Annotated in this window: 22 protein-coding genes; 15 read left to right on the top strand and 7 right to left on the bottom strand. The window is 53.5% G+C overall.

The features are described 5' to 3' along the window. The first annotated feature begins 127 nt into the window (after window positions 1-127). Window positions 128-1,276: an MFS transporter gene (locus ENTHG_RS08640; RefSeq protein WP_044177947.1), complete on the top strand. Its 1,149-nt coding sequence runs from the start codon at window positions 128-130 to the stop codon at window positions 1,274-1,276. An 86-nt stretch (window positions 1,277-1,362) separates the two neighbouring features. On the opposite strand, the gene ENTHG_RS08635 is transcribed toward ENTHG_RS08640, so the two are convergent. The 7 genes from ENTHG_RS08635 to ycaO all read right to left on the bottom strand — a co-directional run bounded on the left by ENTHG_RS08635 (window position 1,363) and on the right by ycaO (window position 9,643). Continuing rightward, a complete protein-coding gene (locus ENTHG_RS08635) occupies window positions 1,363-1,749 on the bottom strand; it encodes a hypothetical protein (RefSeq protein WP_044177943.1) in 387 nt (128 codons plus the stop codon). Next, window positions 1,730-2,290: a LemA family protein gene (locus tag ENTHG_RS08630; protein ID WP_044177940.1), complete on the bottom strand. Its 561-nt coding sequence runs from the start codon at window positions 2,288-2,290 to the stop codon at window positions 1,730-1,732. Before ENTHG_RS08630 ends, ENTHG_RS08635 begins: the two co-directional genes overlap by 20 nt. 11 nt (window positions 2,291-2,301) lie before the next feature. Further along, a complete protein-coding gene (locus tag ENTHG_RS08625; RefSeq protein WP_044177937.1) occupies window positions 2,302-2,715 on the bottom strand; it encodes a hypothetical protein in 414 nt (137 codons plus the stop codon). Between the two features lie 634 nt (window positions 2,716-3,349). Further along, window positions 3,350-4,090: a pyruvate formate lyase 1-activating protein gene (pflA, locus tag ENTHG_RS08620; RefSeq protein ID WP_044177935.1), complete on the bottom strand. Its 741-nt coding sequence runs from the start codon at window positions 4,088-4,090 to the stop codon at window positions 3,350-3,352. 195 nt (window positions 4,091-4,285) lie between these two features. Next, complete coding sequence (gene pflB, locus ENTHG_RS08615; protein ID WP_044177932.1) at window positions 4,286-6,568, bottom strand: formate C-acetyltransferase; 2,283 nt, start codon at window positions 6,566-6,568, stop codon at window positions 4,286-4,288. A gap of 51 nt (window positions 6,569-6,619) precedes the next feature. Then, window positions 6,620-7,477: a formate transporter FocA gene (focA, locus tag ENTHG_RS08610; protein WP_044177930.1), complete on the bottom strand. Its 858-nt coding sequence runs from the start codon at window positions 7,475-7,477 to the stop codon at window positions 6,620-6,622. A 405-nt stretch (window positions 7,478-7,882) separates the two neighbouring features. Continuing rightward, a complete protein-coding gene (gene ycaO / locus ENTHG_RS08605) occupies window positions 7,883-9,643 on the bottom strand; it encodes a 30S ribosomal protein S12 methylthiotransferase accessory factor YcaO (protein ID WP_044177927.1) in 1,761 nt (586 codons plus the stop codon). A 138-nt stretch (window positions 9,644-9,781) separates the two neighbouring features. On the opposite strand from ycaO, the gene ENTHG_RS08600 reads away from it, so the two are divergent. The 14 genes from ENTHG_RS08600 to ENTHG_RS08535 form a co-directional block, all read left to right on the top strand. Beyond that, entirely contained in the window at window positions 9,782-10,474 is a 693-nt protein-coding gene (locus ENTHG_RS08600) for a DUF421 domain-containing protein (protein ID WP_044177924.1), read from the top strand. 162 nt (window positions 10,475-10,636) lie between these two features. Further along, window positions 10,637-11,725, top strand: coding sequence for a 3-phosphoserine/phosphohydroxythreonine transaminase (gene serC / locus ENTHG_RS08595; protein ID WP_044177922.1), 1,089 nt, complete (start codon window positions 10,637-10,639; stop codon window positions 11,723-11,725). A gap of 69 nt (window positions 11,726-11,794) precedes the next feature. After that, complete coding sequence (gene aroA, locus ENTHG_RS08590) at window positions 11,795-13,078, top strand: 3-phosphoshikimate 1-carboxyvinyltransferase (RefSeq protein WP_044177919.1); 1,284 nt, start codon at window positions 11,795-11,797, stop codon at window positions 13,076-13,078. A 150-nt stretch (window positions 13,079-13,228) separates the two neighbouring features. Beyond that, complete coding sequence (gene loiP, locus ENTHG_RS08585) at window positions 13,229-13,987, top strand: metalloprotease LoiP (protein WP_044177917.1); 759 nt, start codon at window positions 13,229-13,231, stop codon at window positions 13,985-13,987. Window positions 13,988-14,158: 171 nt separating this feature from the next. Then, window positions 14,159-14,842 carry a (d)CMP kinase gene (gene cmk / locus ENTHG_RS08580; RefSeq protein WP_044177914.1) on the top strand — a complete coding sequence of 228 codons (684 nt, stop codon included), beginning with the start codon at window positions 14,159-14,161 and terminating at the stop codon, window positions 14,840-14,842. A 113-nt stretch (window positions 14,843-14,955) separates the two neighbouring features. Further along, window positions 14,956-16,629: a 30S ribosomal protein S1 gene (gene rpsA, locus ENTHG_RS08575; protein ID WP_044177911.1), complete on the top strand. Its 1,674-nt coding sequence runs from the start codon at window positions 14,956-14,958 to the stop codon at window positions 16,627-16,629. A 217-nt stretch (window positions 16,630-16,846) separates the two neighbouring features. Further along, window positions 16,847-17,131, top strand: coding sequence for an integration host factor subunit beta (gene ihfB / locus ENTHG_RS08570; protein WP_007374142.1), 285 nt, complete (start codon window positions 16,847-16,849; stop codon window positions 17,129-17,131). A 209-nt stretch (window positions 17,132-17,340) separates the two neighbouring features. Next, window positions 17,341-19,605 (top strand): ComEC family protein, encoded by a 2,265-nt coding sequence (locus ENTHG_RS08565; protein ID WP_044177907.1) that lies wholly within the window; start codon window positions 17,341-17,343, stop codon window positions 19,603-19,605. A gap of 36 nt (window positions 19,606-19,641) precedes the next feature. Then, entirely contained in the window at window positions 19,642-21,390 is a 1,749-nt protein-coding gene (msbA, locus tag ENTHG_RS08560) for a lipid A ABC transporter ATP-binding protein/permease MsbA (RefSeq protein ID WP_044177904.1), read from the top strand. Continuing rightward, a complete protein-coding gene (lpxK, locus tag ENTHG_RS08555) occupies window positions 21,387-22,364 on the top strand; it encodes a tetraacyldisaccharide 4'-kinase (RefSeq protein ID WP_044177901.1) in 978 nt (325 codons plus the stop codon). Before msbA ends, lpxK begins: the two co-directional genes overlap by 4 nt. A 35-nt stretch (window positions 22,365-22,399) precedes the next feature. Continuing rightward, window positions 22,400-23,617 carry a winged helix-turn-helix domain-containing protein gene (locus ENTHG_RS08550; RefSeq protein WP_044177898.1) on the top strand — a complete coding sequence of 406 codons (1,218 nt, stop codon included), beginning with the start codon at window positions 22,400-22,402 and terminating at the stop codon, window positions 23,615-23,617. A gap of 54 nt (window positions 23,618-23,671) precedes the next feature. Then, window positions 23,672-23,854, top strand: coding sequence for a Trm112 family protein (locus tag ENTHG_RS08545; RefSeq protein WP_044177895.1), 183 nt, complete (start codon window positions 23,672-23,674; stop codon window positions 23,852-23,854). Next, the gene (gene kdsB, locus ENTHG_RS08540) at window positions 23,851-24,597 is read left to right on the top strand and encodes a 3-deoxy-manno-octulosonate cytidylyltransferase (protein ID WP_044177892.1); all 747 of its coding nucleotides are present in this window, start codon (window positions 23,851-23,853) and stop codon (window positions 24,595-24,597) included. The genes ENTHG_RS08545 and kdsB overlap by 4 nt, the downstream gene beginning before the upstream one ends. Window positions 24,598-24,735: 138 nt before the next feature. Next, window positions 24,736-25,220 (top strand): protein kinase family protein (locus ENTHG_RS08535; RefSeq protein ID WP_044177889.1); only part of this gene is annotated, 485 nt, incomplete at its 3' end.

The following is a 25,220-nucleotide window of genomic DNA, read 5'->3' as shown; positions in this document are numbered from 1 at the left end:
CACGCAGGATAAGTTTTTCAAATCGACGCCAGGCAAAACGTGCGTGAGGCCTCAAGCGGCTGATTGACAATGTTTTTGTCAGTGGCATGATGCGCACGAATTCTGAACTTCCTCACGGTTTTTATCCATGCCCACCTATACCCGGCCAGTGCTTTTATTGCTCTGTGGCCTGATGTTATTGACGCTGGCGATCGCGGTACTGAACACGCTCGTCCCGCTCTGGCTCGCTCATGAAAACATGCCGACATGGCAGGTTGGAATGGTCGGTTCGTCTTATTTCACCGGCAATCTGCTGGGAACCCTGCTGACCGGGCGCCTTATTCAGAAAGTGGGTTTTAATCGCAGCTACTATATTGCATCTCTGATCTTTGCCGCCGGTTGTGCGGGGCTGGGGCTGTATATCGGCTTCTGGAGCTGGCTTATCTGGCGTTTTGTGGCGGGTATTGGCTGCGCCATGATTTGGGTGGTGGTTGAAAGCGCGCTGATGTGCAGCGGCACCTCCCGCAATCGCGGGCGTTTGTTAGCTGCTTATATGATGGTCTATTACGTGGGGACGGTGCTTGGCCAGCTGATGGTCAGCAAACTACCAACCGACCTGATGAGCGTTCTGCCCTGGACCGTCGGTCTGGTGCTGGCTGCAATTTTACCGCTGCTGTTTACCCGCATTATCGGGCAGCGTGGCGAACAACAGGAAAGCACCTCTATCTGGCCGATGCTGCGGTTGCGCAAAGCGCGGCTTGGTGTGAACGGCTGTGTTATCTCCGGGATTATCCTTGGTTCGCTCTATGGCCTGATGCCGCTCTATCTTAACCATCAGGGCGTAAGCGATGCCGGTATCGGCTTCTGGATGGCGCTAATGGTTAGCGCTGGCATCATAGGGCAGTGGCCCATTGGTCGCCTTGCGGACAGGTTTGGTCGCCTGCTGGTGCTGCGCGTACAGGTGTTTGTGGTTATCCTTGGCTGTTTTGCCATGCTGGGCAACGCGGCGATGGCGCCCGCGCTGTTTGTGTTGGGTACGGCCGGTTTCACTCTCTATCCGGTGGCCATGGCGTGGGCATGCGAGAAAGTGGATCACCATCAGTTAGTGGCGATGAATCAGGCGCTGCTGCTGAGCTATACGGTGGGAAGCCTGCTTGGGCCGACGCTGACCTCAATGCTGATGCAGAGTTATTCTGACAGCCTGCTGTTTATCATGATTGCCAGCGTGTCGTTTATCTACCTGTTGATGCTGATGCGTAAAGCGGGGGAGCATCCTACCCCGGTGGCGCATGCCTGATGCATATCGGTCTGCCATGCTTTGTCGGCAGACCATTCTATTCTCTATAATAAAATCAGTCGGATCTGGAAAATAAAGCTATTTTATTATTTTCGGACACGCTGCCTGGATTTTCTTCTTTTACCTTTTTGCAGCGGTAATTTTTCTGGAGTCATGTAATCTCTGAAAATTTCCGCCAGTTCGCGATGGTTGGTAATAACGAAGCTCATCACCCCAATAAAAATTATTATCCAACAGAGAAGAATTTTCACGGCGTCAATATTACACAGCACCATAATAACTCCCATAACGAACCCTGGGCACCATGTAAGTGCAAGAGAGCCTGCACAAACACCTGCGATCCATTTTATGTAAGGAATATGCAGGACTCCTCCAAAAAAGAGCATCGCTACCAACGGGCCAAAGGCGATGAGTAGCCCTGCTATCAGAGGTTCGTTCTGGATAAAAACCAGATCAAAGCGTAAGACCAGCATACTCTTTCTCCTGGGCTGATATCTGCAATAAAGGCTGGTTCTGATAGCCCATCAGCCTGGCAAGAATAATCGCGGGAAACTCATTAATACCTACATTATAAAGGGTGACGCTTTCATTAAAAAACTCACGGCGGTCGGCAATATGGTCTTCAATTTCCGATATACGGCTTTGAAGCCTTTGGTAATTTTGATTAGTCCGTAGTTGAGGATAACTCTCAGCAAGTGCAAAGAGATCCTTTAAGCCACTGTTAAGTTGATTATTCAATTTCACCTTCTCTGCGCCATTCTTGCTCTCAAGGTAAGACATACGCAATGTCGTGAGCTGCATTAATGTCTCCTGCTCGAAAGCTGCGCTGGCTTTGACGACCTTGACTAATTCAGGGAGCTCATCAACCCTTTGCTTAAGCAGAACATCAATATTTGCAAACGATTTATCAACGTTCAGGCGTAGCATAACTAATCTATTATAAAGAGAAATAAGCATACTTGCGCAGCCAATGACAATCAGAATAAGGATAATCAGCGCAATAAAATTATTCATTGGTAAGTCTCTTAGTCAGATGAACGAGTATCAGAAAGATGAGTATGTAGTGGCAAGTAAATAATGGTTCGGGTATGGTTTACGTCAACCTTGGCGAACAAAATGGTCACGATAACGAGCGCGATAGCAACGGCATAGTATCGGGCTCGCCTTTTAACGATCTCTAATTTGTTGCGGCTAATCAATGCGCCAGATGGGGCAATTCCGAATACATTCCTTAATTTGTCACGTGTAATAATAACTTTGTTATCTTTTCTGATTGCCTTTCCTATCAGTAGATATTCTCTATTTGCATACAGACAATGTTCATGCTCAATAATCTTTCCGTTGCGTTTTGTTTCGTTCACAGGCAACAGGAAGAAATCAAGCTCTACGGCATCTACCAGCACCTTACCTGTGTCATCTTCCACAAAAAAGGATGGCAAAATTTTTCTTCATGAATAAGACGGTAACGAGTTCTCCCGTCGGAATCGAGTTCTTCTTGTTGCACTGAGTGATAATAACCAATGCAGTTCAGACCGCTTACTGGGGCATGACAATATAACTGGCTGGAGACCTTGCCTCGTAGCTCGATAATACCTAAAGCTAGTGATCTCGCTTTGCTGGTTGCCAGATTTTGTTGCAGACGTATAAATCTTTGTTCGGCAGAGGGCATCATAAAATGAATAAGAATTGCTGCTACTATCAAAACGACACTATACATACCTGCGAACGGCAGTAGTGTTAAGCCAATAAACAATATGGCAATAAGGATTTTTTCCCACCAGGGTTTTGTTATAGTGTCAGTAGAACGACTACAGCCATTCTTTTGTCGTGACAAAAAAAGCCGGGAAGAACCATAACCTGGTTGCGATGCGGATTTTTTGGCTTTAACACGAAAAATATTTCGCCACATGATGCCGAGTCAACCCTCCTGGTTGGATCTGTATTCATCCTGAAATTACGGCAGGTCAGCTGCCTCTTGCTTCTGTAAAGATAATATTTATTAGAAAATTGATGCCGGATAGATTTAGCCCCGGACAGGATAACGATTTTAGCCTGTCCGGATAAATTATGATACTAATACATCACTTTATGACCATACTGCTCAAGAATGCCTTTAACGCGTTCCATGGTCTCTTTCTTCGGCGGGTGCACGCCGTCAAGTTTATACTCTTCGCCCATCGCCACCCATTTGTGTTTACCCAGCTCGTGGTAGGGCAATAACTCAATTTTCTCGACGTTACCCATGTCACGGGTGAATTCTCCCAGCCGGTGCGCGGAGTCATCATCGTCTGACCAGCCCGGCACCACGACATAGCGGATCCAGACACGGATATCTTTCTTCGCCAGATATTTGGCGAATTCGAGAGTGCGATGGTTAGAGACACCCACCAGGTTCTGGTGGATTTCATCATTCATCTGTTTGAGGTCAAGCATGACCAGGTCGGTCACTTCCAGCAACTCGTCGATAACCGGATCGTAGCGGCGTACGAAGCCGTTGGTATCAAGACAGGTATGGATACCCTCTTTTTTACAGGCGCGGAACCAGTCACGGACGAACTCGGCCTGCAGAATAGCTTCACCGCCGGAAGCCGTTACGCCACCGCCGGATGCATTCATAAAATGGCGGTACGTGACCACATCTTTCATCAGCTCTTCGACGGTTATCTCCTTACCACCGTGCGTATCCCACGTATCGCGGTTATGGCAATAAAGGCAGCGCATCAGGCAGCCCTGGAAAAAGGTAATAAAGCGGATCCCCGGCCCATCAACGGTGCCACAGGATTCAAAGGAGTGAATGTGACCAATAACTGACATTGCGGTGGTTTCTCCAGATGTGGCCCATCCTGGGCCTGTATTGATGCACAGCTCAATGCCGGCTGTGTCGAGTCTGTTTTGGCTGTTATCCATTGAGTATAGACAGCAGGCAAAAGAGACTTCGGTAGAGAAGGTGTTAAAAAGGCCCCACTTACGTGGAGCCTTTATTCTACGCTTTTTCAGTCAGACAGGGAATTACATGGTCTGAGTGAAAGTACGGGTGATAACGTCCTGCTGCTGTTCTTTAGTCAGGGAGTTAAAACGTACTGCATAACCAGATACGCGGATGGTCAGCTGAGGATATTTCTCAGGGTGTTCCATTGCGTCCAGCAGCATTTCACGGTTCATGACGTTCACGTTCAGGTGCTGACCGCCTTCGATGGACGCTTCATGGTGGAAGTAACCATCCATCAGGCCTGCCAGGTTAGTCTTACGCACTTCGTCATCTTTACCCAGCGCATTCGGCACGATAGAGAAGGTATAGGAGATACCATCTTTCGCGTAGGCGAACGGCAGTTTTGCAACGGAGGTCAGAGAGGCAACAGCACCTTTCTGATCGCGGCCGTGCATCGGGTTAGCACCCGGTCCGAACGGCGCGCCAGCACGACGACCGTCTGGGGTGTTACCGGTTTTCTTACCATACACAACGTTAGAGGTGATGGTCAGAACAGACTGAGTCGGGATAGCGTTACGGTAAGTAGTGAGTTTCTGAATTTTCTTCATGAAACGTTCTACCAGGTCAACCGCCATATCATCAACGCGAGAGTCGTTGTTACCGAACTGCGGGTATTCGCCTTCGATTTCGAAGTCAACAGCCAGGCCGTCTTCGTCACGAATCGGTTTAACTTTCGCATATTTGATAGCAGACAGGGAGTCAGCCGCTACGGACAGACCAGCGATACCACACGCCATGGTGCGGATAACGTCACGGTCGTGCAGCGCCATCAGAGAGGCTTCGTAGCTGTACTTGTCGTGCATGTAGTGGATGATGTTCAGCGCGGTGACATACTGTTTAGCCAGCCAGTCCATGAAGTGATCCATGCGGTCCATCACTTCGTCGAAGTTCAGAACGTCGCCTTTGATCGGTTCAGATTTCGGACCAACCTGCATTTTCAGTTTTTCATCAACGCCGCCGTTGATTGCGTACAGCATGGTTTTCGCCAGGTTTGCACGCGCACCGAAGAACTGCATTTGTTTACCAACAACCATCGGGCTTACGCAGCAAGCGATAGCGTAGTCGTCGTTGTTGAAGTCCGGACGCATCAGGTCATCGTTCTCGTACTGCAGAGAAGAGGTATCGATGGACACTTTAGCGGCGAATTTCTTGAAGTTCAGCGGCAGTTTTTCAGACCACAGAACGGTGATGTTCGGCTCCGGAGACGGCCCCATGGTGTACAAGGTGTTCAGGAAGCGGAAGCTGTTTTTGGTAACCAGAGTACGGCCATCAACGCCCATACCGCCGATAGATTCAGTTGCCCAAATCGGGTCGCCGGAGAACAGTTCATCATACTCAGGGGTACGCAGGAAACGAACCATACGCAGTTTCATGACCAGGTGGTCAATCATTTCCTGAGCGTCTTGCTCGCTGATTTTGCCTGCTTTCAGGTCACGTTCGATGTACGCATCCAGGAAGGTGGATACGCGACCGAAGGACATTGCTGCGCCGTTCTGGGATTTAACAGCGGCCAGGTAGCCGAAGTAAGTCCACTGGATAGCTTCCTGAGCGTTAGTTGCCGGACCGGAGATATCGCAACCGTATTTCGCTGCCATCTCTTTGATCTGACCCAGCGCGCGATGCTGCTCGGAGATCTCTTCACGCAGACGGATAGTCGCTTCCAGGTTTACGCCGTTTTCCAGATCGGACTGCAGAGAGACGAACTGAGCGTATTTGTCTTTCATCAGGAAGTCGATACCGTACAGCGCAACGCGACGGTAGTCACCGATGATACGACCACGGCCGTATGCGTCAGGCAGACCGGTCAGAACGCCGGATTTACGGCAGTTCAGGATATCTTTGGTGTAAACATCGAAAACGCCCTGGTTGTGGGTTTTGCGATATTCAGTGAAGATTTTTTTCAGCATCGGGTCCAGTTCGCGATTGTACGCTTTGCAGGAACCTTCAACCATTTTGATACCACCGAACGGGATGATCGCACGTTTCAGCGGCGCTTCGGTCTGCAGACCAACGATTTTCTCAAGGGCTTTGTTGATGTAGCCAGCATCGTGAGAGGTGATGGTGGAAGCAACGGAAGTGTCGAAATCAACAGGCGCGTGAGTGCGGTTTTCCTGTTTAACACCTTCCATTACTTTGTCCCACAGCGTGGTGGTGGCATCAGTTGCACCCGCCAGGAAGGACTCGTCACCCTCGTAAGGGGTGTAGTTTTTCTGGATGAAGTCACGTACGTTTACTTCATTCTGCCAGTCACCTTTAACAAAACCTTCCCAGGCTGTGGCTAATTTTTCATTAAGCTCGGACATGTAACACCTACCTTCTTAAGTGGATTTTTTATTTACTGCCTGAGACTTTCATCAATGATGAGCGTCGCCACGCAGATAAATGACCCAGTATGTCAACCCAACCAGCAATCCTCCACCAATGATATTCCCGATTGTTACCGGAATCAGATTATCGGTGATAAAGTTTACAATAGTCAGGTGAGAAAAACTTTCCGGGCTGGCGCCAACTGCGGTCCAGAACTCCGGGGTCGCGAAATGACGTATTACGATACCCATCGGGATCATAAACATATTTGCGATACTGTGCTCAAAGCCGCTGGCAACGAACATGCCTACCGGCAGAACCATAATGAGCGCTTTGTCCATCAGGCTGCGGCCGGAATAGCTCATCCATACGGCCAGGCAGACCATCAGGTTAGCCAGAATACCGAGGCAAACGGCTTCAATGAAGGTGTGATGCATTTTGTGGTCAGCAGTTTGCAGGACATTTAGCCCCCAGCCGCCGTTGGCGGTCATATACTCGCCGGATAACCACATTAGCAGGACAAACAGCAGGCAGCCAACCAGGTTGCCAATATAGACGTTCACCCAGTTGCGGGCCAGTTGACCCCAGCTGATGCGCCCGCTGGCTTTCGCGACGACAATCAGCACGGTAGAGGTGAAGAGGTCGGCGCCGCAAATGACGCAGAGTATCAGCCCTAGTGAGAAGCACATGCCCCCGATCAGTTTGGCGATACCGTACGGCATTGTCGCCGTGCCGGTCGTGGCGGTGATATAGAAGACGAAGGCGATGGAGATGAAGACACCTGCGGTAATCGCCAGATAGAATGTCTTAAGCGGATGTTTTGTCGCTTTATAGACGCCAGCCTCTTCGGCCACTTTGGCCATTGCAGCTGGAAGTAATAGATCAAAAGGGTTGTCAGCTTTCACACTAACTCTCTCTTTATTTATGTCGGCGACGAGATACTAACAAAGCATTATAGAAGAGAATTTGATATGGATCATATCTCGCCAGGCTTATAGGTCCGCAAAGTGTATGGTTTTACAGCGAATGCGGGGTAAAGTTTTGATTATCCTGATAAAAATAAAGTTTAAACTTTATAAAATGAGTTGAATTTTTTTATGCGGCCTCCCGAACAGCAGTTAATTAATATGGGGTAATTGCCAAAAAACGTAACAGTAATGCCTGGATAAATATAATTATATTTACCCAACTTTAACTTTATTATTACATTCAGGCTGCATTGCCGAAAAAATAATTACGGGGCAATGAAATCGCCCCGTAATATAACGTAGACCCATGAATAAGCCTACAGATTGTCGTACTACTTGCTGTTAATTCGACCAGTACGCCCGTTTGGCCCGCTGGAGCTTCTCATAGGCCGCTAACAGCGCCTGATGGGCAGGGAAAGCGTTAAGCGTGCCGTCCGCCGGCTGCAGCCCATAGAACGGGGCCTCGCCGCTAAGCGCCGCGCTGGCGGCTTCTACGGCATCCGCGCCGTACATCTTCACGAAGGCGTTGAGATATTGCAGCGGCTGGCGCTCATCTTCCTGCGCCAGCAGTAGCAGAGTCTGCAGGCAACGATAATAGTTGCGGCGCGCATCGCTAAAGACAGAACCGTTAAACTCGATGGTCCATTCGGTCCAGGAGAGAGCCTGGTCCAGATCGCCCCCGGCCAGCGCCAGCATCGCTTTCAGCTCGCCAATGCGCAGCGTGTACCAGCCATTATCTTTACCCGTGGCCAGACCAAGCAGTTCGCGTACGCGAGTGAAGTCGTCATGGCCTTCTTCATCAAGCTGCTCAATGAGATTCAGATAATCTTCTTTGTCCCATTCGCTGCCCGGCAGGGCGAGAAGAGTTTCACGCAGATGGCTGCCCATGCTGTTGTTAGCCAGCCACAGATCTTCGGCAGGGTAGATATCCGACATTCCGGGCACGATGATGCGGCAGGCATAGACCCCAAGGTGTTCATAATCCGCGATGTACACCTCTTTATCTTCCTCGCGGAAAATAGCCATCAGCGTAGCGAACTCTTCTTCCGTTGTGCCGGCGAAGCTCCAGTCGACAAAGGGATAGTCCGCATCCTGTTTAAACAGATCCCATGAGATCGAACCGCTTGAGTCGATAAAGTGCGTTTCGAGGTTGGTGTGTTCCGCCACTTCTTCATCATCGAAAGTAGGTGGCGTAAAGACATCCAGATCTTTCAGGCTACGCCCCTGCAGCAGTTCGGTCACGGTGCGCTCCAGCGCCACGCCAAAATCGGGATGCGCGCCGAACGAGGCAAAGCAGGTGCCGTTAGAGGGGTTAAACAGCACCACGCAAATGACCGGATATTTGCCACCGAGCGAGCCGTCATAGGCGAAAATAGGGAAGCCTTCTGCTTCCAGCTTCTCAATAGAGGCCACCACGCCCGGATAGCGCGCCAGCACGTCGGCGGGAATTTCCGGCAGGCTGATACGCTCGCTGATGATGCGGTTTTTGATGTGGCGCTCAAACACCTCGGAGAGGCCCTGAACCCGCGCTTCGTTACGGGTATTACCCGCAGACATGCCGTTGGAGACATACAGGTTGCCGATGATGTTCATCGGAATATAGACCGTTTGCTCATCTGACTGCCGGGTAAACGGCAGGGCGCAAATGCCACGCTGTTCGTTGCCGGATTGCAAATCCACCAGCATACCGGCGGCAAGCTCATTGTCCGGGTCATAAAAAGCACGCAGACGCGCGTCCAGCATCCCCTCCGGCAGCGAATCATCCTCGGTCAGCGGGAACCATTTTTCATTAGGGTAATGAACGAACGGGCCATTGGCGATATCGTCGCCCAGCCAGAAATCAGCAAAAAAGTAGTTAGTAGAGAGACGTTCGAAATATTCGCCCAGCGCGGAAGCCAGCGCCGCTTTTTTCGTTGCGCCTTTGCCGTTGGTAAAGCACAGCGCGCACTCTTTATCGCGAATATGCACTGACCAGACGTTCGGCACCGGATTCAGCCAGGAGGCCTCTTCAATATTAAAGCCGAGATCGAGCAGTTTTTGCTGGAAGCGAGCGATGGAATCTTCCAGAGCGGCATCTTTGCCGGGGATATAGGTTTGCGTCATAGCAGTCACTTTTTTTGTACGTAAAGCGGGCGATCATACGGGTTTTACGTGGCAGGCGCTATCTTCGCTTTCCTGACGGCGAAAATAAAAGTTTTGTCTATGCTTTAAGTACCTAACCAATTGTTAAGGCATAAGAAAATGAAAGCGTTTGATTTGCAAAGGATGGCGCTGGATAAGGTTCCGCTGGAGTTCCTGGGAGAGGTGGCGCTGCGTAGTCTCTACACTTTTGTGCTGGTCTTCCTGTTTCTGAAAATTACCGGTCGGCGCGGCGTGCGCCAGATGTCGCTTTTTGAAGTATTGATCATTCTGACGCTGGGTTCGGCGGCGGGGGACGTTGCCTTTTATGACGATGTGCCGATGCTGCCTGTGCTGGTGGTTTTTATCACCCTGGCGGCGCTGTACCGGCTGGTAATGTGGCTGATGTCCCACAGCGAAAAGCTCGAAGACCTCCTTGAAGGGAAGCCGGCGATTATCGTCGAAGAGGGGGAGCTGGCCTGGGAAAAGCTCGGCGCGGAGAATATGACGGAATTTGAGTTTTTCATGGAGCTGCGCAACAGCGGGGTCGATCATCTGGGGCAGGTGCGGTTGGCTATCCTTGAGACCAACGGTCAGCTAAGCGTCTATTACTATGCGGATAAAGATACCCGGCCGGGGTTATGTATCCTGCCCGTGGAATTTGCGCCGCGCTATAAAGTCATTCCTGAAGACGGAGAGTACGCGTGCGTTCAGTGCAGTAAAATTTACCCGCTGCGTGCCGGGGATCATCAATTATGTCCGCGCTGCGCAAATCCAGAATGGTCGAAGGCCAGCCGCGGAATACGCATCTCCTGACAGCCATTTTGTCGGTTTTGTTACGCTTCGCTGGAAGAATCTTTTGTGTGATCGGGCTCGCCTTTTTGGGGCGGCCCGTTTTAGCCATTGCGGCGCGTGTCACTGAATGATAAAACCGATATCCACAGTTATTACTTATGGCTTCTAGCGTGGTGAGGGGAAATGGCTCAGGTCTTTAATTTCAGTTCAGGTCCGGCAATGTTACCGGTGGATGTGCTTAAACTGGCTCAGCAAGAGCTTTGCGACTGGCACGGTCTTGGTACGTCGGTCATGGAAATCAGCCATCGTGGTAAAGAGTTTATTCAGGTGGCGGAAGAGGCAGAAAAGGATTTTCGCGATCTGCTGAATATCCCGGCGAATTACAAAGTTTTATTCTGCCACGGCGGCGGCCGCGGCCAGTTTTCAGCCATTCCGCTGAACATTCTGGGGGATAAGACCACAGCCGACTATGTTGACGCCGGTTACTGGGCGGCAAGCGCGGTAAAAGAAGCCAAAAAATACTGCACGCCGCATGTTATCGACGCGAAAGTTACCGTTGACGGCAAGCGCGCGGTAAAACCGATGAGCGAATGGCAGCTTTCCAAGGGCGCAGCCTATCTGCACTACTGCCCGAATGAAACTATTGACGGCATCGCCATCAATGAAATGCCGCAGTTTAGCGACGATGTGGTGGTGACGGCCGATTTCTCCTCCACGATTCTTTCCGGCCCGCTTGATGTCAGCCGTTTTGGCATCATTTACGCCGGCGCGCAGAAGAACATTGGCCCTGCGGGCCTGACGCTGGTCATCGTGCGTGAAGACCTGCTGGGTAAAGCCCAGAGCGCCTGTCCTTCTATTCTGGATTACACCATCCTTGCGGAAAACGACTCCATGTTTAACACGCCGCCGACCTTCGCCTGGTATCTCTCCGGGCTGGTGTTTAAGTGGGTGAAAAACAATGGCGGCGTAGCGGCGATGGATAAGGTTAACCAGCAAAAATCCGAGCTGCTGTATAGCACCATTGATAACAGCGACTTCTACCGCAACGACGTGGCTAAACTTAACCGTTCGCGTATGAACGTGCCGTTCCAGCTGGCGGACAGCGCACTGGATAAGCTCTTCCTTGAAGAATCTTTCGCCGCCGGTCTCCATGCCCTGAAAGGCCACCGCGTGGTGGGCGGTATGCGAGCCTCAATCTACAATGCGATGCCGTTGGAAGGCGTACAAGCGCTCACCGAGTTCATGAAGGATTTCGAGCGTCGCCACGGCTAATAAGCGTTTCTTTTGCATCCCCACAGCCTGCCTGTGGGGTTTTTATTTCTGTTCTGAGAGTTGATCTACATGGAATCCCTGACGTTACAACCCATCGCGCGGGTCGATGGCACCATCAATCTGCCCGGCTCTAAAAGCGTGTCGAACCGTGCGTTGCTGCTGGCGGCATTAGCCCATGGCACCACCGTCCTGACCAACCTGCTGGACAGCGATGACGTTCGTCATATGCTTAATGCCCTGAGCGCGTTGGGCGTCAGCTATACCCTTTCGGCCGATCGTACCCGCTGCGAAATCACCGGTAACGGCGGCGCGCTGCAGGCGAAAGAGGCCGTTGAGCTTTTCCTTGGCAATGCGGGAACGGCGATGCGTCCACTGGCGGCGGCGCTGTGCCTTGGACACAATGATATTGTGCTGACAGGCGAGCCGCGCATGAAGGAGCGTCCTATTGGCCATCTGGTTGATGCGCTACGGCAGGGCGGGGCGCAAATCGACTACCTGGAGCAGGAAAACTACCCGCCTTTGCGTCTGCGCGGCGGCTTCAACGGCGGCAGCGTCGCGGTCGACGGCAGCGTTTCAAGCCAGTTTTTAACGGCGCTGTTGATGACCGCGCCGCTGGCTTCTCAGGACACCATTATTACGATCAAAGGCGATCTGGTGTCTAAGCCCTATATCGACATTACGCTCCATCTGATGAAGACCTTCGGGGTGACGGTGGATAACCAAAACTACCAGCGTTTTGTCGTACAGGGCGGTCAACGCTACCGCTCGCCGGGGCAGTATCTGGTGGAGGGCGATGCCTCATCCGCCTCCTATTTCCTTGCAGCGGCGGCAATCAAGGGCGGCACCGTCAAGGTCACCGGTATCGGGCGCGGCAGCGTTCAGGGCGACATCCGCTTTGCCGACGTGCTGGAAAAAATGGGCGCGCAAATCACCTGGGGCGACGATTTTATCGCCTGTACGCGCGGTGAACTCAATGCAATAGATATGGATATGAACCATATCCCCGATGCCGCAATGACCATCGCCACCGCCGCGCTGTTCGCCCGTGGCACGACCACGCTGCGCAATATCTATAACTGGCGGGTTAAAGAGACCGATCGCCTGTATGCGATGGCGACGGAACTGCGTAAAGTTGGCGCGGAAGTGGAAGAGGGCGAAGACTACATTCGCGTGACCCCGCCTGCGCATCTCCAGTTTGCGGAAATCGGCACGTATAACGATCACCGCATGGCGATGTGCTTTTCGCTGGTGGCGCTGTCCGATACGCCTGTAACTATCCTCGATCCTAAATGCACGGCGAAAACCTTCCCCGACTACTTTGAGCAGCTGGCGCGCATAAGCACCCCGGCCTGATTATCTTTTATCCTTCCTGACGCCGACTTTACCGTCGGCGTTTTATTTTCCTCGCTTGCTGCTTTCTATTCTGAATGGTATTTTCTCGGTGAGTTTTCTTAACTCAATGTTTTATATGATTTTATTATAATTGATCAACGGATGATTCACATGAAGAATACTAAAATGCTGCTGGCATTGGCGATTTCAACGGTAATGCTGGTGGGATGTAAGAACATGGATGCCAACATGTTAACCAGCTCCGGCATGTCCGCCTTTAAAGCGGCGACGCTGACCGATGCAGATGTTAAGGCACTCTCTAACGATGCATGTAAAGAGATGGACGCCACAAACAAAATCGCGGGCGCTTCCAGCAAATATACCAAGCGTTTAAATAAAATTGCGAAGGCGCTGGGCAACAAAGCTGACGGTACGCCGGTCAATTACAAAGTTTATCTCACTTCCGATGTCAACGCCTGGGCGATGGCTAACGGCTGCGTCCGCGTTTATAGCGGCCTGATGGATATGATGACTGATAACGAAGTCGAGGCGGTGCTGGGGCACGAAATCGGCCACGTGGCGCTGGGCCACTCCCGTAAAGCAATGCAGGCGGAATATGCCACCATTGCCGCGCGTGACGCCATCTCCGCGACCAGCGGCGTTGCCTCGCAGCTGTCCAAATCGCAGCTTGGCGATCTGGCAAACGGCGTCGTGAACTCGGCGTTTTCCCGCAGCCAGGAGTCTGACGCAGATGACTACTCCTACGATCTGCTGAAAAAACGCGGTATCAAAACCGAAGGTCTGGTAACCAGCTTCGAAAAACTGGCCAGCATGGATTCCGGCCACGCTAAATCGCTGTTTGATTCCCATCCGCCTTCAGCGGAACGCGCGCAGCATATCCGCGATCGCATTGCTGCAGATAAAAAGTAAAGTAGTGTCACTTCCGGGCTGGATCTCTTCCAGCCCACTATAATTGCGCAAACCTTCTCCTTTCAGGACGATTAATCCGGTTATTTGCATCCGGGAGTAACGGTTGTGGACGTTGCAGCGTATAATGCGCGGCGTTTACGTTTACGGTATGCCTTAATGAAGGAGAAAAAGATGACGGCAATAGCCCCGGTAATTACCATTGATGGGCCAAGCGGTGCGGGGAAAGGCACCCTGTGCAAAGCAATGGCGGAAGCATTGCAATGGCATCTACTGGATTCAGGCGCAATTTATCGCGTGCTGGCGCTGGCGGCGCTGCACCATCACGTTGATGTGACCTCAGAAGAGGTACTGGTTCCGCTGGCCGCGCACCTCGATGTGCGCTTCGTCTCGACGGACGGCAACCTTGAAGTCATCCTTGAAGGCGAAGACGTCAGCGGGGAAATTCGCACCCAGGAGGTCGCTAACGCCGCGTCTCAGGTAGCCGCATTCCCGCGCGTGCGTGAGGCGCTTTTACGTCGGCAGCGCGCTTTTCGGGAAGCGCCGGGTCTGATTGCCGACGGGCGCGACATGGGCACGGTGGTTTTCCCCGACGCGCCGGTAAAAATTTTCCTCGACGCCTCCTCTGAGGAGCGCGCGCACCGCCGTATGCTGCAGTTGCAGGAGAAGGGCTTTAGTGTTAACTTTGAACGCCTTTTGGCCGAGATCAAAGAACGCGACGATCGTGACCGTAACCGGCCCGTCGCGCCGCTTGTTCCCGCTGCCGATGCTTTAGTTCTGGATTCTACCAGTTTAAGCATTGAGCAAGTGATTGAAAAAGCGCTACACTACGCGCGCCAAAAATTGGCTCTCGCTTAAGGGCGACCGAATTAGCAGTACCCCCGTTGCAATGGAATGACAGCGGGTATGTCAAACAACCCCATCCGGCACGGAGCCAGATGGACGTTAAATATGAAACCTGAAGATTAAACATGACTGAATCTTTTGCTCAACTGTTTGAAGAATCCTTAAAAGAAATCGAAACCCGTCCGGGTTCCATCGTTCGCGGTGTTGTTGTTGCTATCGACAAAGACGTAGTACTGGTTGACGCCGGTCTGAAATCTGAGTCCGCCATCCCGGCTGAGCAGTTCAAAAACGCCCAGGGCGAACTGGAAATCCAGGTGGGTGACGAAGTTGACGTTGCTCTGGATGCAGTAGAAGACGGCTTCGGTGAAACCCTGCTGTCCCGTGAGAAAGCTAAACGTCACGAAGCATGGATCACGCTGGAAAAAGCTTACGAAGATGCTGAAACTGTTACCGGTGTTATCAACGGCAAAGTTAAGGGCGGCTTCACTGTTGAGCTGAACGGTATTCGCGCGTTCCTGCCAGGTTCACTGGTAGACGTTCGTCCGGTGCGCGACACGCTGCACCTGGAAGGCAAAGAGCTTGAATTCAAAGTCATCAAGCTGGACCAGAAACGCAACAACGTCGTTGTTTCTCGTCGTGCCGTTATCGAATCCGAAAACAGCGCAGAGCGCGATCAGCTGCTGGAAAACCTGCAGGAAGGCATGGAAGTTAAAGGTATCGTTAAGAACCTCACTGACTACGGTGCATTCGTTGATCTGGGCGGCGTTGACGGCCTGCTGCACATCACCGATATGGCATGGAAACGCGTTAAGCATCCGAGCGAAATCGTAAACGTTGGCGACGAAATCACTGTTAAAGTGCTGAAATTCGATCGCGAGCGTACCCGTGTATCTCTGGGCCTGAAACAGCTGGGCGAAGATCCGTGGGTAGCTATCGCTAAACGTTATCCGGAAGGGACTAAACTGACCGGTCGCGTAACCAACCTGACTGACTACGGCTGCTTCGTTGAAATCGAAGAAGGCGTTGAAGGCCTGGTTCACGTTTCCGAAATGGACTGGACCAACAAAAACATCCACCCGTCCAAAGTTGTTAACGTTGGCGACGTAGTGGAAGTCATGGTTCTGGATATCGACGAAGAACGTCGTCGTATCTCCCTGGGCCTGAAACAGTGCAAAGCTAACCCGTGGCAGCAGTTCGCGGAAACCCACAACAAGGGTGACCGTGTTGAAGGTAAAATCAAGTCTATCACTGACTTCGGTATCTTCATCGGCCTGGACGGCGGCATCGACGGTCTGGTTCACCTGTCTGACATCTCCTGGAACGTTGCAGGCGAAGAAGCAGTACGTGAATACAAAAAAGGCGACGAAATCGCTGCCGTTGTTCTGCAGGTTGACGCAGAGCGTGAGCGTATCTCCCTGGGCGTTAAACAGCTCGCAGAAGATCCGTTCAACAACTGGGTTGCTCTGAACAAGAAAGGCGCTATCGTAACCGGTAAAGTGACTGCAGTTGACGCGAAAGGCGCAACCGTAGAACTGGCTGACGGCGTTGAAGGTTACCTGCGTGCTTCTGAAGCATCCCGTGACCGCGTTGAAGACGCAACTCTGGTTCTGAGCGTTGGCGACGACGTTGAAGCTAAATTCACCGGTGTTGACCGTAAAAACCGCGCAATCAGCCTGTCTGTACGTGCGAAAGACGAAGCTGACGAGAAAGATGCTATCGCAACTGTTAACAGCAAACAGGAAGACGGCAACTTCTCCAACGCAATGGCAGAAGCCTTCAAAGCAGCTAAAGGCGAGTAATATTTCGCAATACTTTACGCGTCAGGATAGCGTTCTGCACGTAGCCCCGGTGAATAGCCGGGGTGAAGTCAAAAAGCAGATGCAGCCGATGCGTGAAGTATGACGAGTATACTTGACAGATTACAGATTTCGTCCTGTAATCAAGCACAAAGGGCGGCTAAGGCCGCCCTTGTTCAAGCTGTTAAGCTCATTTGCCTTGAAGGAAACCGGAGGAATCATGACCAAGTCAGAATTGATTGAAAGACTTGCCAGCCAGCAATCGCATATTCCTGCGAAAGCCGTGGAAGACGCGGTTAAAGAGATGCTGGAGCATATGGCCTCTACTCTTGCCCAGGGTGAGCGTATTGAGATCCGCGGTTTCGGCAGTTTTTCTCTGCACTATCGTGCACCTCGCACCGGACGTAATCCAAAAACAGGCGATAAAGTGGATCTGGAAGGAAAATATGTTCCTCACTTTAAGCCGGGTAAAGAGTTACGTGACCGCGCCAATATTTATGAATAAGTTTTAACGCGTTAAAACTTCTCAGCAAAGAAAGCACCGACTGGTGCTTTTTTTGTCTCCGCCATTCCTTACCTGTAAAGCGGCTCGCAAAACCCTGCACCGTTGACGGCAACGACAGCGGTTCTCTTCGCGCCTCGCCGCATACCCATTAAAAGCCCCCCGACATGTCATGCCATCTGTAGCACACTCCCGGCAACAAGGAGGTACAGATGTCATTAACCGCGCTGGCGCTCTGTCTGAACATCGGGCTATTGCCGCTACTTTTTCTGCCCACATTGCCGGATGTGAAATATGTCTGGGCAATTGTCTGCTGCGGCGTGCTGCTCGGGAGTTGTCCGCACCGTGTTCTGCGCTATAGCGGAATCACTCTGCTTTTTCTGGCATGGGGCGTGCTGGCGGGCTTAACCGCGCTGTGGCCAACTCTCCACCTGACGGGGGCGAATCGCGACGTTCAGGTTGTCATTACTGCCACCGATGGCGAGACGACCCACCGGGCAAACATCACCCATCTGGATGGAAAACGCATTTTTCCGCCTCAGGGTATGACCTTGTACGGCCAGTATCTACCGCAGGCGGTCTGCGCCGGGCAGCGCTGGGAGATGACTGTTCGGGCGCGCGCGGTTCACGGCCAGCTCAACGATGGCGGCTTTGACACCCAGCGCTATGCGCTGGCTTCTCACTCGCCGCTCAGCGGCCGCTTTGTTGCTGCGCAGGTTATAGATGCGCGCTGTAGCTGGCGTGGCCGCTATCTACAGTCGTTACGCGAGGCGCTGGCCCCTTATCCGTGGCAGCAGGTCATGCTGGCGCTGGGAATGGGAGAGCGCGCGGCGCTGGATAGAGAAGTAAAAGATATTATGCGCCATACCGGAACCGCCCACCTGATGGCGATTTCCGGGTTACATATTGCGCTTGCCGCGATGCTCGCTGCCGGGCTGATTCGCGGCCTGCAGTTTTGCGGCCCCGCCCGGTGGATAAGCTGGCGGATACCGCTCCTGGGCGGCGTTGCCTGCGCGCTCTTTTACGCGGGCTTAACCGGGATGCAGCCACCGGCTTTTCGCACCGCGGTTTCGCTGATCGTCTGGGCGGCGCTACGCCTTTCCGGCCGACAGTGGTCATCCTGGCAGGTCTGGCTATGCTGCGTGGCGGGGATTTTGTTTATCGACCCGCTGGCAATATTGTCGCAAAGCCTGTGGCTTTCCGCTTTCGCGGTGGCGGCGCTGATTTTCTGGTATCAGTGGCTCCCGCTACGTATCCGGCACCTGCCATGGTGGGGGCGAACGCTGGCAAACCTGGTTTTTCTGCAGGTGGGGATGACCCTTTTACTGCTGCCGCTGCAGATCCTCACCTTCCACGGCACTAGCCTGAGTTCGCTGGCGGCGAATCTGCTGGCGGTGCCGCTGATTACCTTTATCACCGTGCCGCTTATCCTTTTGGGCATGCTACTGCACCTTACAGGCCCCGGGGGGGTAGAGCATGCGTTATGGTATCTGGCCAATGGTTCGCTTGCCGGGCTGTTCTGGTTTCTTCGCGCGCTGCCCTACGGCTGGCTTGATATTGATGCGCGCTGGCTGGGCGTAAGCTGGCTTCCGTGGCTTGCGCTTATCATGATGAGATTACGCCTCTGGCGGCACCATCCGGCGCTGACGTTAATCGCTGTGCTCGTTTGTAGCCAACCTTTCTGGCGTCCTCAGCGTGCAGAACAATGGTCAGTACATATGCTGGATGTCGGACAGGGGCTGGCGATCGTGATTGCGCGTAATGGCAGGGCCATTTTGTATGATACCGGCCCCGCATGGCCCGGCGGTGATAGCGCGCAGCAGCTTATTACCCCCTGGCTACGCTGGCATCACCTTAAACCGGAGGGAATTATCCTCAGCCACGAGCATCTCGATCATCGCGGCGGGCTGAATACCTTACTGAATGACTGGCCTGGCTTATGGGTACGTAGCCCGCTGCTCTGGCACGGGCATCTTCCCTGTTTCCGCGGCGAACGCTGGGCGTGGCAGGGGCTTACCTTCACTGCGCACTGGCCCATAAAGGCGGCGCCGATGCACGGCAATAACCGCTCCTGCGTCGTAAAAGTGGATGACGGGCAGCAGAGTATTTTGCTGACCGGCGATATCGAAGCGGCGGGGGAGTTAGCGATGATAAAGCGTTACTGGCAGCATCTGCAGGCTACACTTATCCAGGTGCCTCACCACGGGAGCAACACCTCATCCATTTTACCCTTTATTCAGCGGGTAAACGGCAGGGCCGCGCTGGCCTCGGCTTCGCGTTACAACAGCTGGCGGCTGCCCTCATACAAGGTGAAAAAGCGCTATCTGGAGCAGGGATACCGCTGGCTTGATACGCCGCATCAGGGGCAAATCACCCTCAACTTTTCGCCTCAGGGGTGGGAAATCTTAAGCTTACGCGATCAGATTTTGCCCCGTTGGTATCATCAGTGGTTTGGCGTCCCTGGAGATAACGGGTAGAATATGCGGCTATTTCAACAAATGCTGGTTTTTTGAATGCATAACGATAAAGATCTCTCAACATGGCAAACATTCCGCCGACTCTGGCCTATCATTGCGCCGTTTAAAGCGGGTTTATTCGTGTCGGGAGTAGCGTTAATTCTCAACGCAGCCAGCGATACTTTCATGCTATCGCTCCTTAAACCATTACTGGATGATGGTTTTGGTAAAACAGATCGCTCAGTGTTGCTGTGGATGCCGCTGGTGGTTATTGGGCTGATGATTTTACGCGGTATCACCAGTTATATTTCAAGTTATTGTATTTCCTGGGTTTCGGGCAAAGTGGTGATGACCATGCGTCGCCGCCTGTTCAGCCATATGATGGGGATGCCCGTCGCTTTCTTTGATAAACAATCTACCGGGACGCTTCTCTCCCGCATCACCTACGATTCAGAACAGGTTGCTTCGTCTTCTTCCAGCGCATTGATTACCGTGGTCCGTGAAGGCGCGTCAATCATCGGCCTGTTCATAATGATGTTCTACTACAGCTGGCAGCTTTCGCTCATTCTGATTGTGCTGGCGCCGATTGTCTCTTTCGCTATTCGTGTGGTGTCAAAACGCTTCCGCAATATCAGTAAGAATATGCAGAACACCATGGGCCAGGTGACAACCAGCGCGGAACAGATGCTCAAGGGCCATAAAGAAGTGCTGATGTTTGGCGGCCAGCAGGTTGAGACCAGCCGCTTTGATAAAGTCAGCAATAAAATGCGCTTGCAGGGAATGAAAATGGTTTCGGCGTCGTCAATCTCTGACCCGATTATCCAGCTTATCGCCTCACTGGCGCTGGCCTTTGTGCTTTATGCCGCCAGCTTCCCGAGCGTGATGGAGACCCTGACGGCCGGTACCATTACAGTTGTCTTCTCCTCCATGATTGCGCTGATGCGTCCGCTGAAATCGCTGACCAACGTCAACGCCCAGTTCCAGCGCGGCATGGCGGCCTGCCAGACGTTATTTGCTATCCTGGACAGCGAGCAGGAAAAAGATGAAGGTTCGCTGGTTATCGACCGGGCAAAAGGCGACGTTGAGTTTCGCAATGTCACGTTCACCTATCCTGGCCGCGAAACCCCGGCGCTGCGCAATATTAATCTCAGTATTCCGGCGGGGAAAACCGTGGCGCTGGTGGGCCGCTCCGGCTCCGGCAAATCAACCATGGCCAGCCTGATTACGCGCTTTTATGACATCGATGAAGGGGAAATCCTGATGGATGGTCATGATCTGCGTGAATATAAGCTGACCTCGTTACGTAATCAGGTGGCGCTCGTTTCGCAAAACGTCCATCTCTTTAATGACACCGTGGCCAACAACATCGCCTACGCCCGCACCGAAGAGTACAGCCGTGCGCAGATAGAGCAGGCGGCGAAAATGGCCTATGCCATGGACTTTATCAATAAGATGGATAATGGCCTGGATACGGTGATCGGTGAAAACGGCGTGCTGCTCTCCGGCGGGCAGCGTCAGCGTATTGCCATTGCCCGCGCCCTGCTGCGCGACAGCCCAATCCTGATTCTGGACGAAGCGACCTCGGCGCTGGATACCGAATCCGAACGCGCCATTCAGGCAGCGCTGAATGAACTGCAGAAGAACCGTACGTCGCTGGTGATTGCCCACCGCCTCTCGACTATCGAACAGGCGGATGAAATCGTGGTGATCGAGGACGGGCGTATCGTTGAGCGGGGCAACCATGCCGCGCTTCTTGAGCAGCGCGGCGTGTATGCCCAGCTGCACAAAATGCAGTTCGGCGAATGATTGCCCGTATCTGGTCCGGCGAATCGCCGCTCTGGCTGCTGCTGCTGCCGCTCTCCTGGCTCTATGGCCTGGTGAGCGGCCTTATCCGTCTTAGCTGGCGGCTGGGGCTGAAAAAAGCGTGGCGTGCTCCCGTACCGGTGGTGGTGGTAGGGAATCTTACCGCTGGTGGCAACGGCAAAACGCCGGTGGTTATCTGGCTGGTGGAGCAGCTGCAACAGCGTGGCGTGAGGGTGGGCGTGGTCTCCCGCGGTTACGGCGGGAAAGCGGCGCGCTACCCTCTGTTGCTTACCCCGCAGACCACCAGCGCAGAAGCGGGCGATGAGCCGGTACTGATTTATCAGCGTACTGGCGCGCCGGTAGCGGTATCGCCAGCCCGCGTCGAGGCGGTACAGGCGCTGCTGGCAAACCATACGGTAGAGATGGTCATTACCGATGACGGTTTGCAGCATTACCGACTGCAGCGCGATAAAGAGATTGTGGTGATTGATGGTGAGCGCCGCTTCGGCAATGGCTGGTGGCTGCCTGCCGGCCCGATGCGTGAGCGGGCATCCCGTCTGAAAACGGTCGACGCCATCATTACCAACGGCGGGGTAGCGCAGCCGGGTGAAATCCCCATGCGGCTACAGCCAGGACTGGCGGTGAATTTACGCACTGGCGAGCAGCGAAGCGTTAGCGAACTGCCGCGGCTGGTGGCGATGGCGGGCATTGGTCATCCGCCGCGTTTTTTCGCCACTTTGCAGGCATGCGGCGCGCCGGTGGAAAAAACCGTTGCGCTGGCCGACCATCAGGCGCTGACAGAACAGGACGTTTCGGCGCTGCTCGCGCCGGGGCAAAGCCTGATCATGACTGAGAAAGACGCCGTTAAATGCCGCGCCTTCGCCGGAGCGAACTGGTGGTATCTGCCGGTTGACGCGCATTTCCCCGATGCGCAGGCGCAAGAACTGTTGCAGCAACTGTTAACGCTGGCGCGCTAGGTGACATTGCGCCGCAAACTGGAGCCGGAAAGCCTATGTCTGTGCCGCATCTTTCACTGCAAACTGCCCGCAACTTACACCTTGCTGCCCAGGGCTTACTGAAAAAGCCCTCCCGCCGGGCCAGACCCGGCGATGTGCTGGCCACTATCCAGCGCATGTCGCTCCTGCAAATCGATACGATTAACATTGTCGCCCGCAGCCCCTACCTGGTGCTCTTTAGTCGGCTGGGGGATTACCCGTCCCACTGGCTGGATGAAGCGCTGAAAAAGGGTGAATTGATGGAGTACTGGGCGCACGAGGCCTGCTTTTTGCCGCGTAGCGACTTTCACCTTGTCCGCCACCGTATGCTTGCCCCGGATAAAATGGGCTGGAAATATCGCCGGGAGTGGATGGAAGAACACGCCGCGGAAATTGACGCGCTGATTGCCCACATCCAGCAAAACGGCCCGGTACGATCCGCCGATTTTGAGCACCCTCGCAAAGGTGCCAGCGGCTGGTGGGAGTGGAAACCGCATAAGCGGCATCTGGAAGGGCTGTTTACCGCGGGGAAAGTGATGGTCATCGAGCGGCGTAACTTTCAGCGCGTCTACGATCTTACACACCGGGTTATGCCGGAGTGGGATGATGAGCGCGACCTTCTGTCGCCCCAGCACGCTGAACGGCTGATGGTGGAAAATAGCGCCCGTAGCCTTGGGCTGTTTCGCGCCCAGTGGCTGGCGGATTACTACCGCCTGCGCCTGCCAGGCTTGCCTGGCATACTTGAACATTTACAGGAAAAAGGGGCGATTGTTCCCGTTAATGTTGAAAAGCTGGGCCCTGCCTGGCTGCATACGGCGCTGTTGTCGCTGCTTGATAACAACCCTGTCGCAACGCACAGCGCGGTGCTTTCCCCCTTCGACCCGGTTGTCTGGGACAGAAAGCGCGCCGAACAGCTATTTGATTTTAGCTACCGGCTGGAGTGCTACACCCCGGCGGCGAAGCGGCAGTACGGCTATTTTGTATTGCCGCTGCTGCATCGTGGCAGGCTGGTAGGGCGCATGGATGCCAAAATGCATCGCAAAGAGGCGAGGCTTGAAGTTATCTCTCTTTATCTGGAAGCTGGTATTAAGCCCGGCGCGTCGCTGGAAAAGGGGCTGACGTCAGCCATTGTCGACTTTGCCCGCTGGCAGGGGGCGCAGCGCATCACTTTCGGGCTGTTGCCTGACGACCTGTTCACCGCTTATCGGCAGGGCCTTGAAATAGACGCGGCCTGATAAGCGACTATGGTAAGATTCACCCACTCTGTTTCAGATCCATCAGGAGGAAACATGGATCATCGTTTACTGGAAATTATTGCCTGCCCGGTATGTAACGGCAAACTTTACTACAGCCAGGATAAACAGGAACTTATTTGCAAAGTTGATAGCCTTGCTTACCCCGTGCGCGAGGGTATTCCGGTGCTACTGGAAAACGAAGCCCGTTCATTAACAGAAGAAGAGACCAGACCATGAGTTTTGTTGTCATTATTCCGGCACGCTATGCCTCCACCCGTTTGCCGGGTAAACCGTTAGTTGATATCAATGGTAAACCCATGGTGGTGCATGTGCTGGAGCGCGCGCGCGAATCTGGCGCCGCGCGTATTATTGTGGCGACGGATCATGATGAAGTCGCGCGTGCGGTCGAAGCGGCAGGCGGCGAGGTCTGCATGACCCGCGCTGACCACCAGTCCGGTACCGAACGCCTGGCGGAAGTGGTTGAGAAGTGCGGCTTTAGCGACGATACGGTGATTGTGAATGTGCAGGGCGATGAGCCGATGATCCCGCCTTCGATCATTCGTCAGGTGGCTGAAAACCTGGCCGCGCGCGATGTCGGTATGGCGACGCTGGCGGTGCCGGTTCACAGCGCCGAAGAGGCCTTCAACCCGAACGCGGTGAAAGTAGTCACCGACGCCCAGGGCTACGCGCTCTATTTTTCCCGCGCCACCATTCCCTGGGATCGCGATCGCTTTGCCGCTTCCCGCGAGACCATCGGCGATACTTTCCTGCGCCACATTGGTATTTACGGTTACCGCGCCGGGTTCATTCGCCGCTATGTTAACTGGCAGCCAAGCCCGCTGGAAAACATTGAGATGCTCGAGCAGCTTCGCGTGCTGTGGTACGGCGAAAAAATTCACGTTGCCGTGGCGACTGAAATCCCGGGAACGGGTGTGGACACGCCAGAAGATCTTGAGCGCGTACGCGCCGAGATGCGCTAGTTTCTTCTTTCATCCCCTCCCGCCGGAGGGGATTTGCGTTTTTGCCGCAAATTCCCCGCTTGTTTGATCTCATCAGGGTGACATCCCTCTGTCAGGCGCTCATTATAAAGGCATTATGCTTTTTGAGGGCAATCAGCTATGGAACAACTGCGTGCTGAGCTCAGCCATTTGCTGGGCGAAAAACTAAGCCGCATGGAGTGCGTTAGCGAACGGGCGGATACGACGCTGTGGTCGCTGTACGACAGCCAGGGGAACCCCATGCCGTTGATGGCGAGAAGCTTTTCCACGCCGGGGCTGGCGCGCCAGCTGGCGTGGAAAATCTCAATGCTTGCGCGCAGCGGCACGGTGCGTATGCCGGTTGTCTATGGCGTGATGACCCATGAAGAGCACCCCGGCCCGGATGTGCTGCTGATTGAGCGTTTACGCGGCGTGCCGGTAGAAGCCCCGGCGCGCACGCCGGAGCGCTGGGAACAGCTTAAAGATCAAATTGTCGAGGGGCTGCTGGCCTGGCACCGGCAGGATAGCCGCGGCTGCGTGGGCACCGTAGACAGCACGCAGGAAAATATCTGGCCGTCGTGGTACCGCCAGCGCGTGGAGGTGCTCTGGACCACCCTCAACCAGTA

Origin of the sequence: Phytobacter massiliensis JC163 (genome assembly GCF_000321045.1) — a bacterium.
GTDB classification, from domain to species: Bacteria; Pseudomonadota; Gammaproteobacteria; order Enterobacterales; family Enterobacteriaceae; genus Phytobacter_A; species Phytobacter_A massiliensis.
The sequence above is the reverse complement of the archived record's forward strand: the minus strand, read 5'-3'. Positions and strand labels throughout refer to the sequence as shown.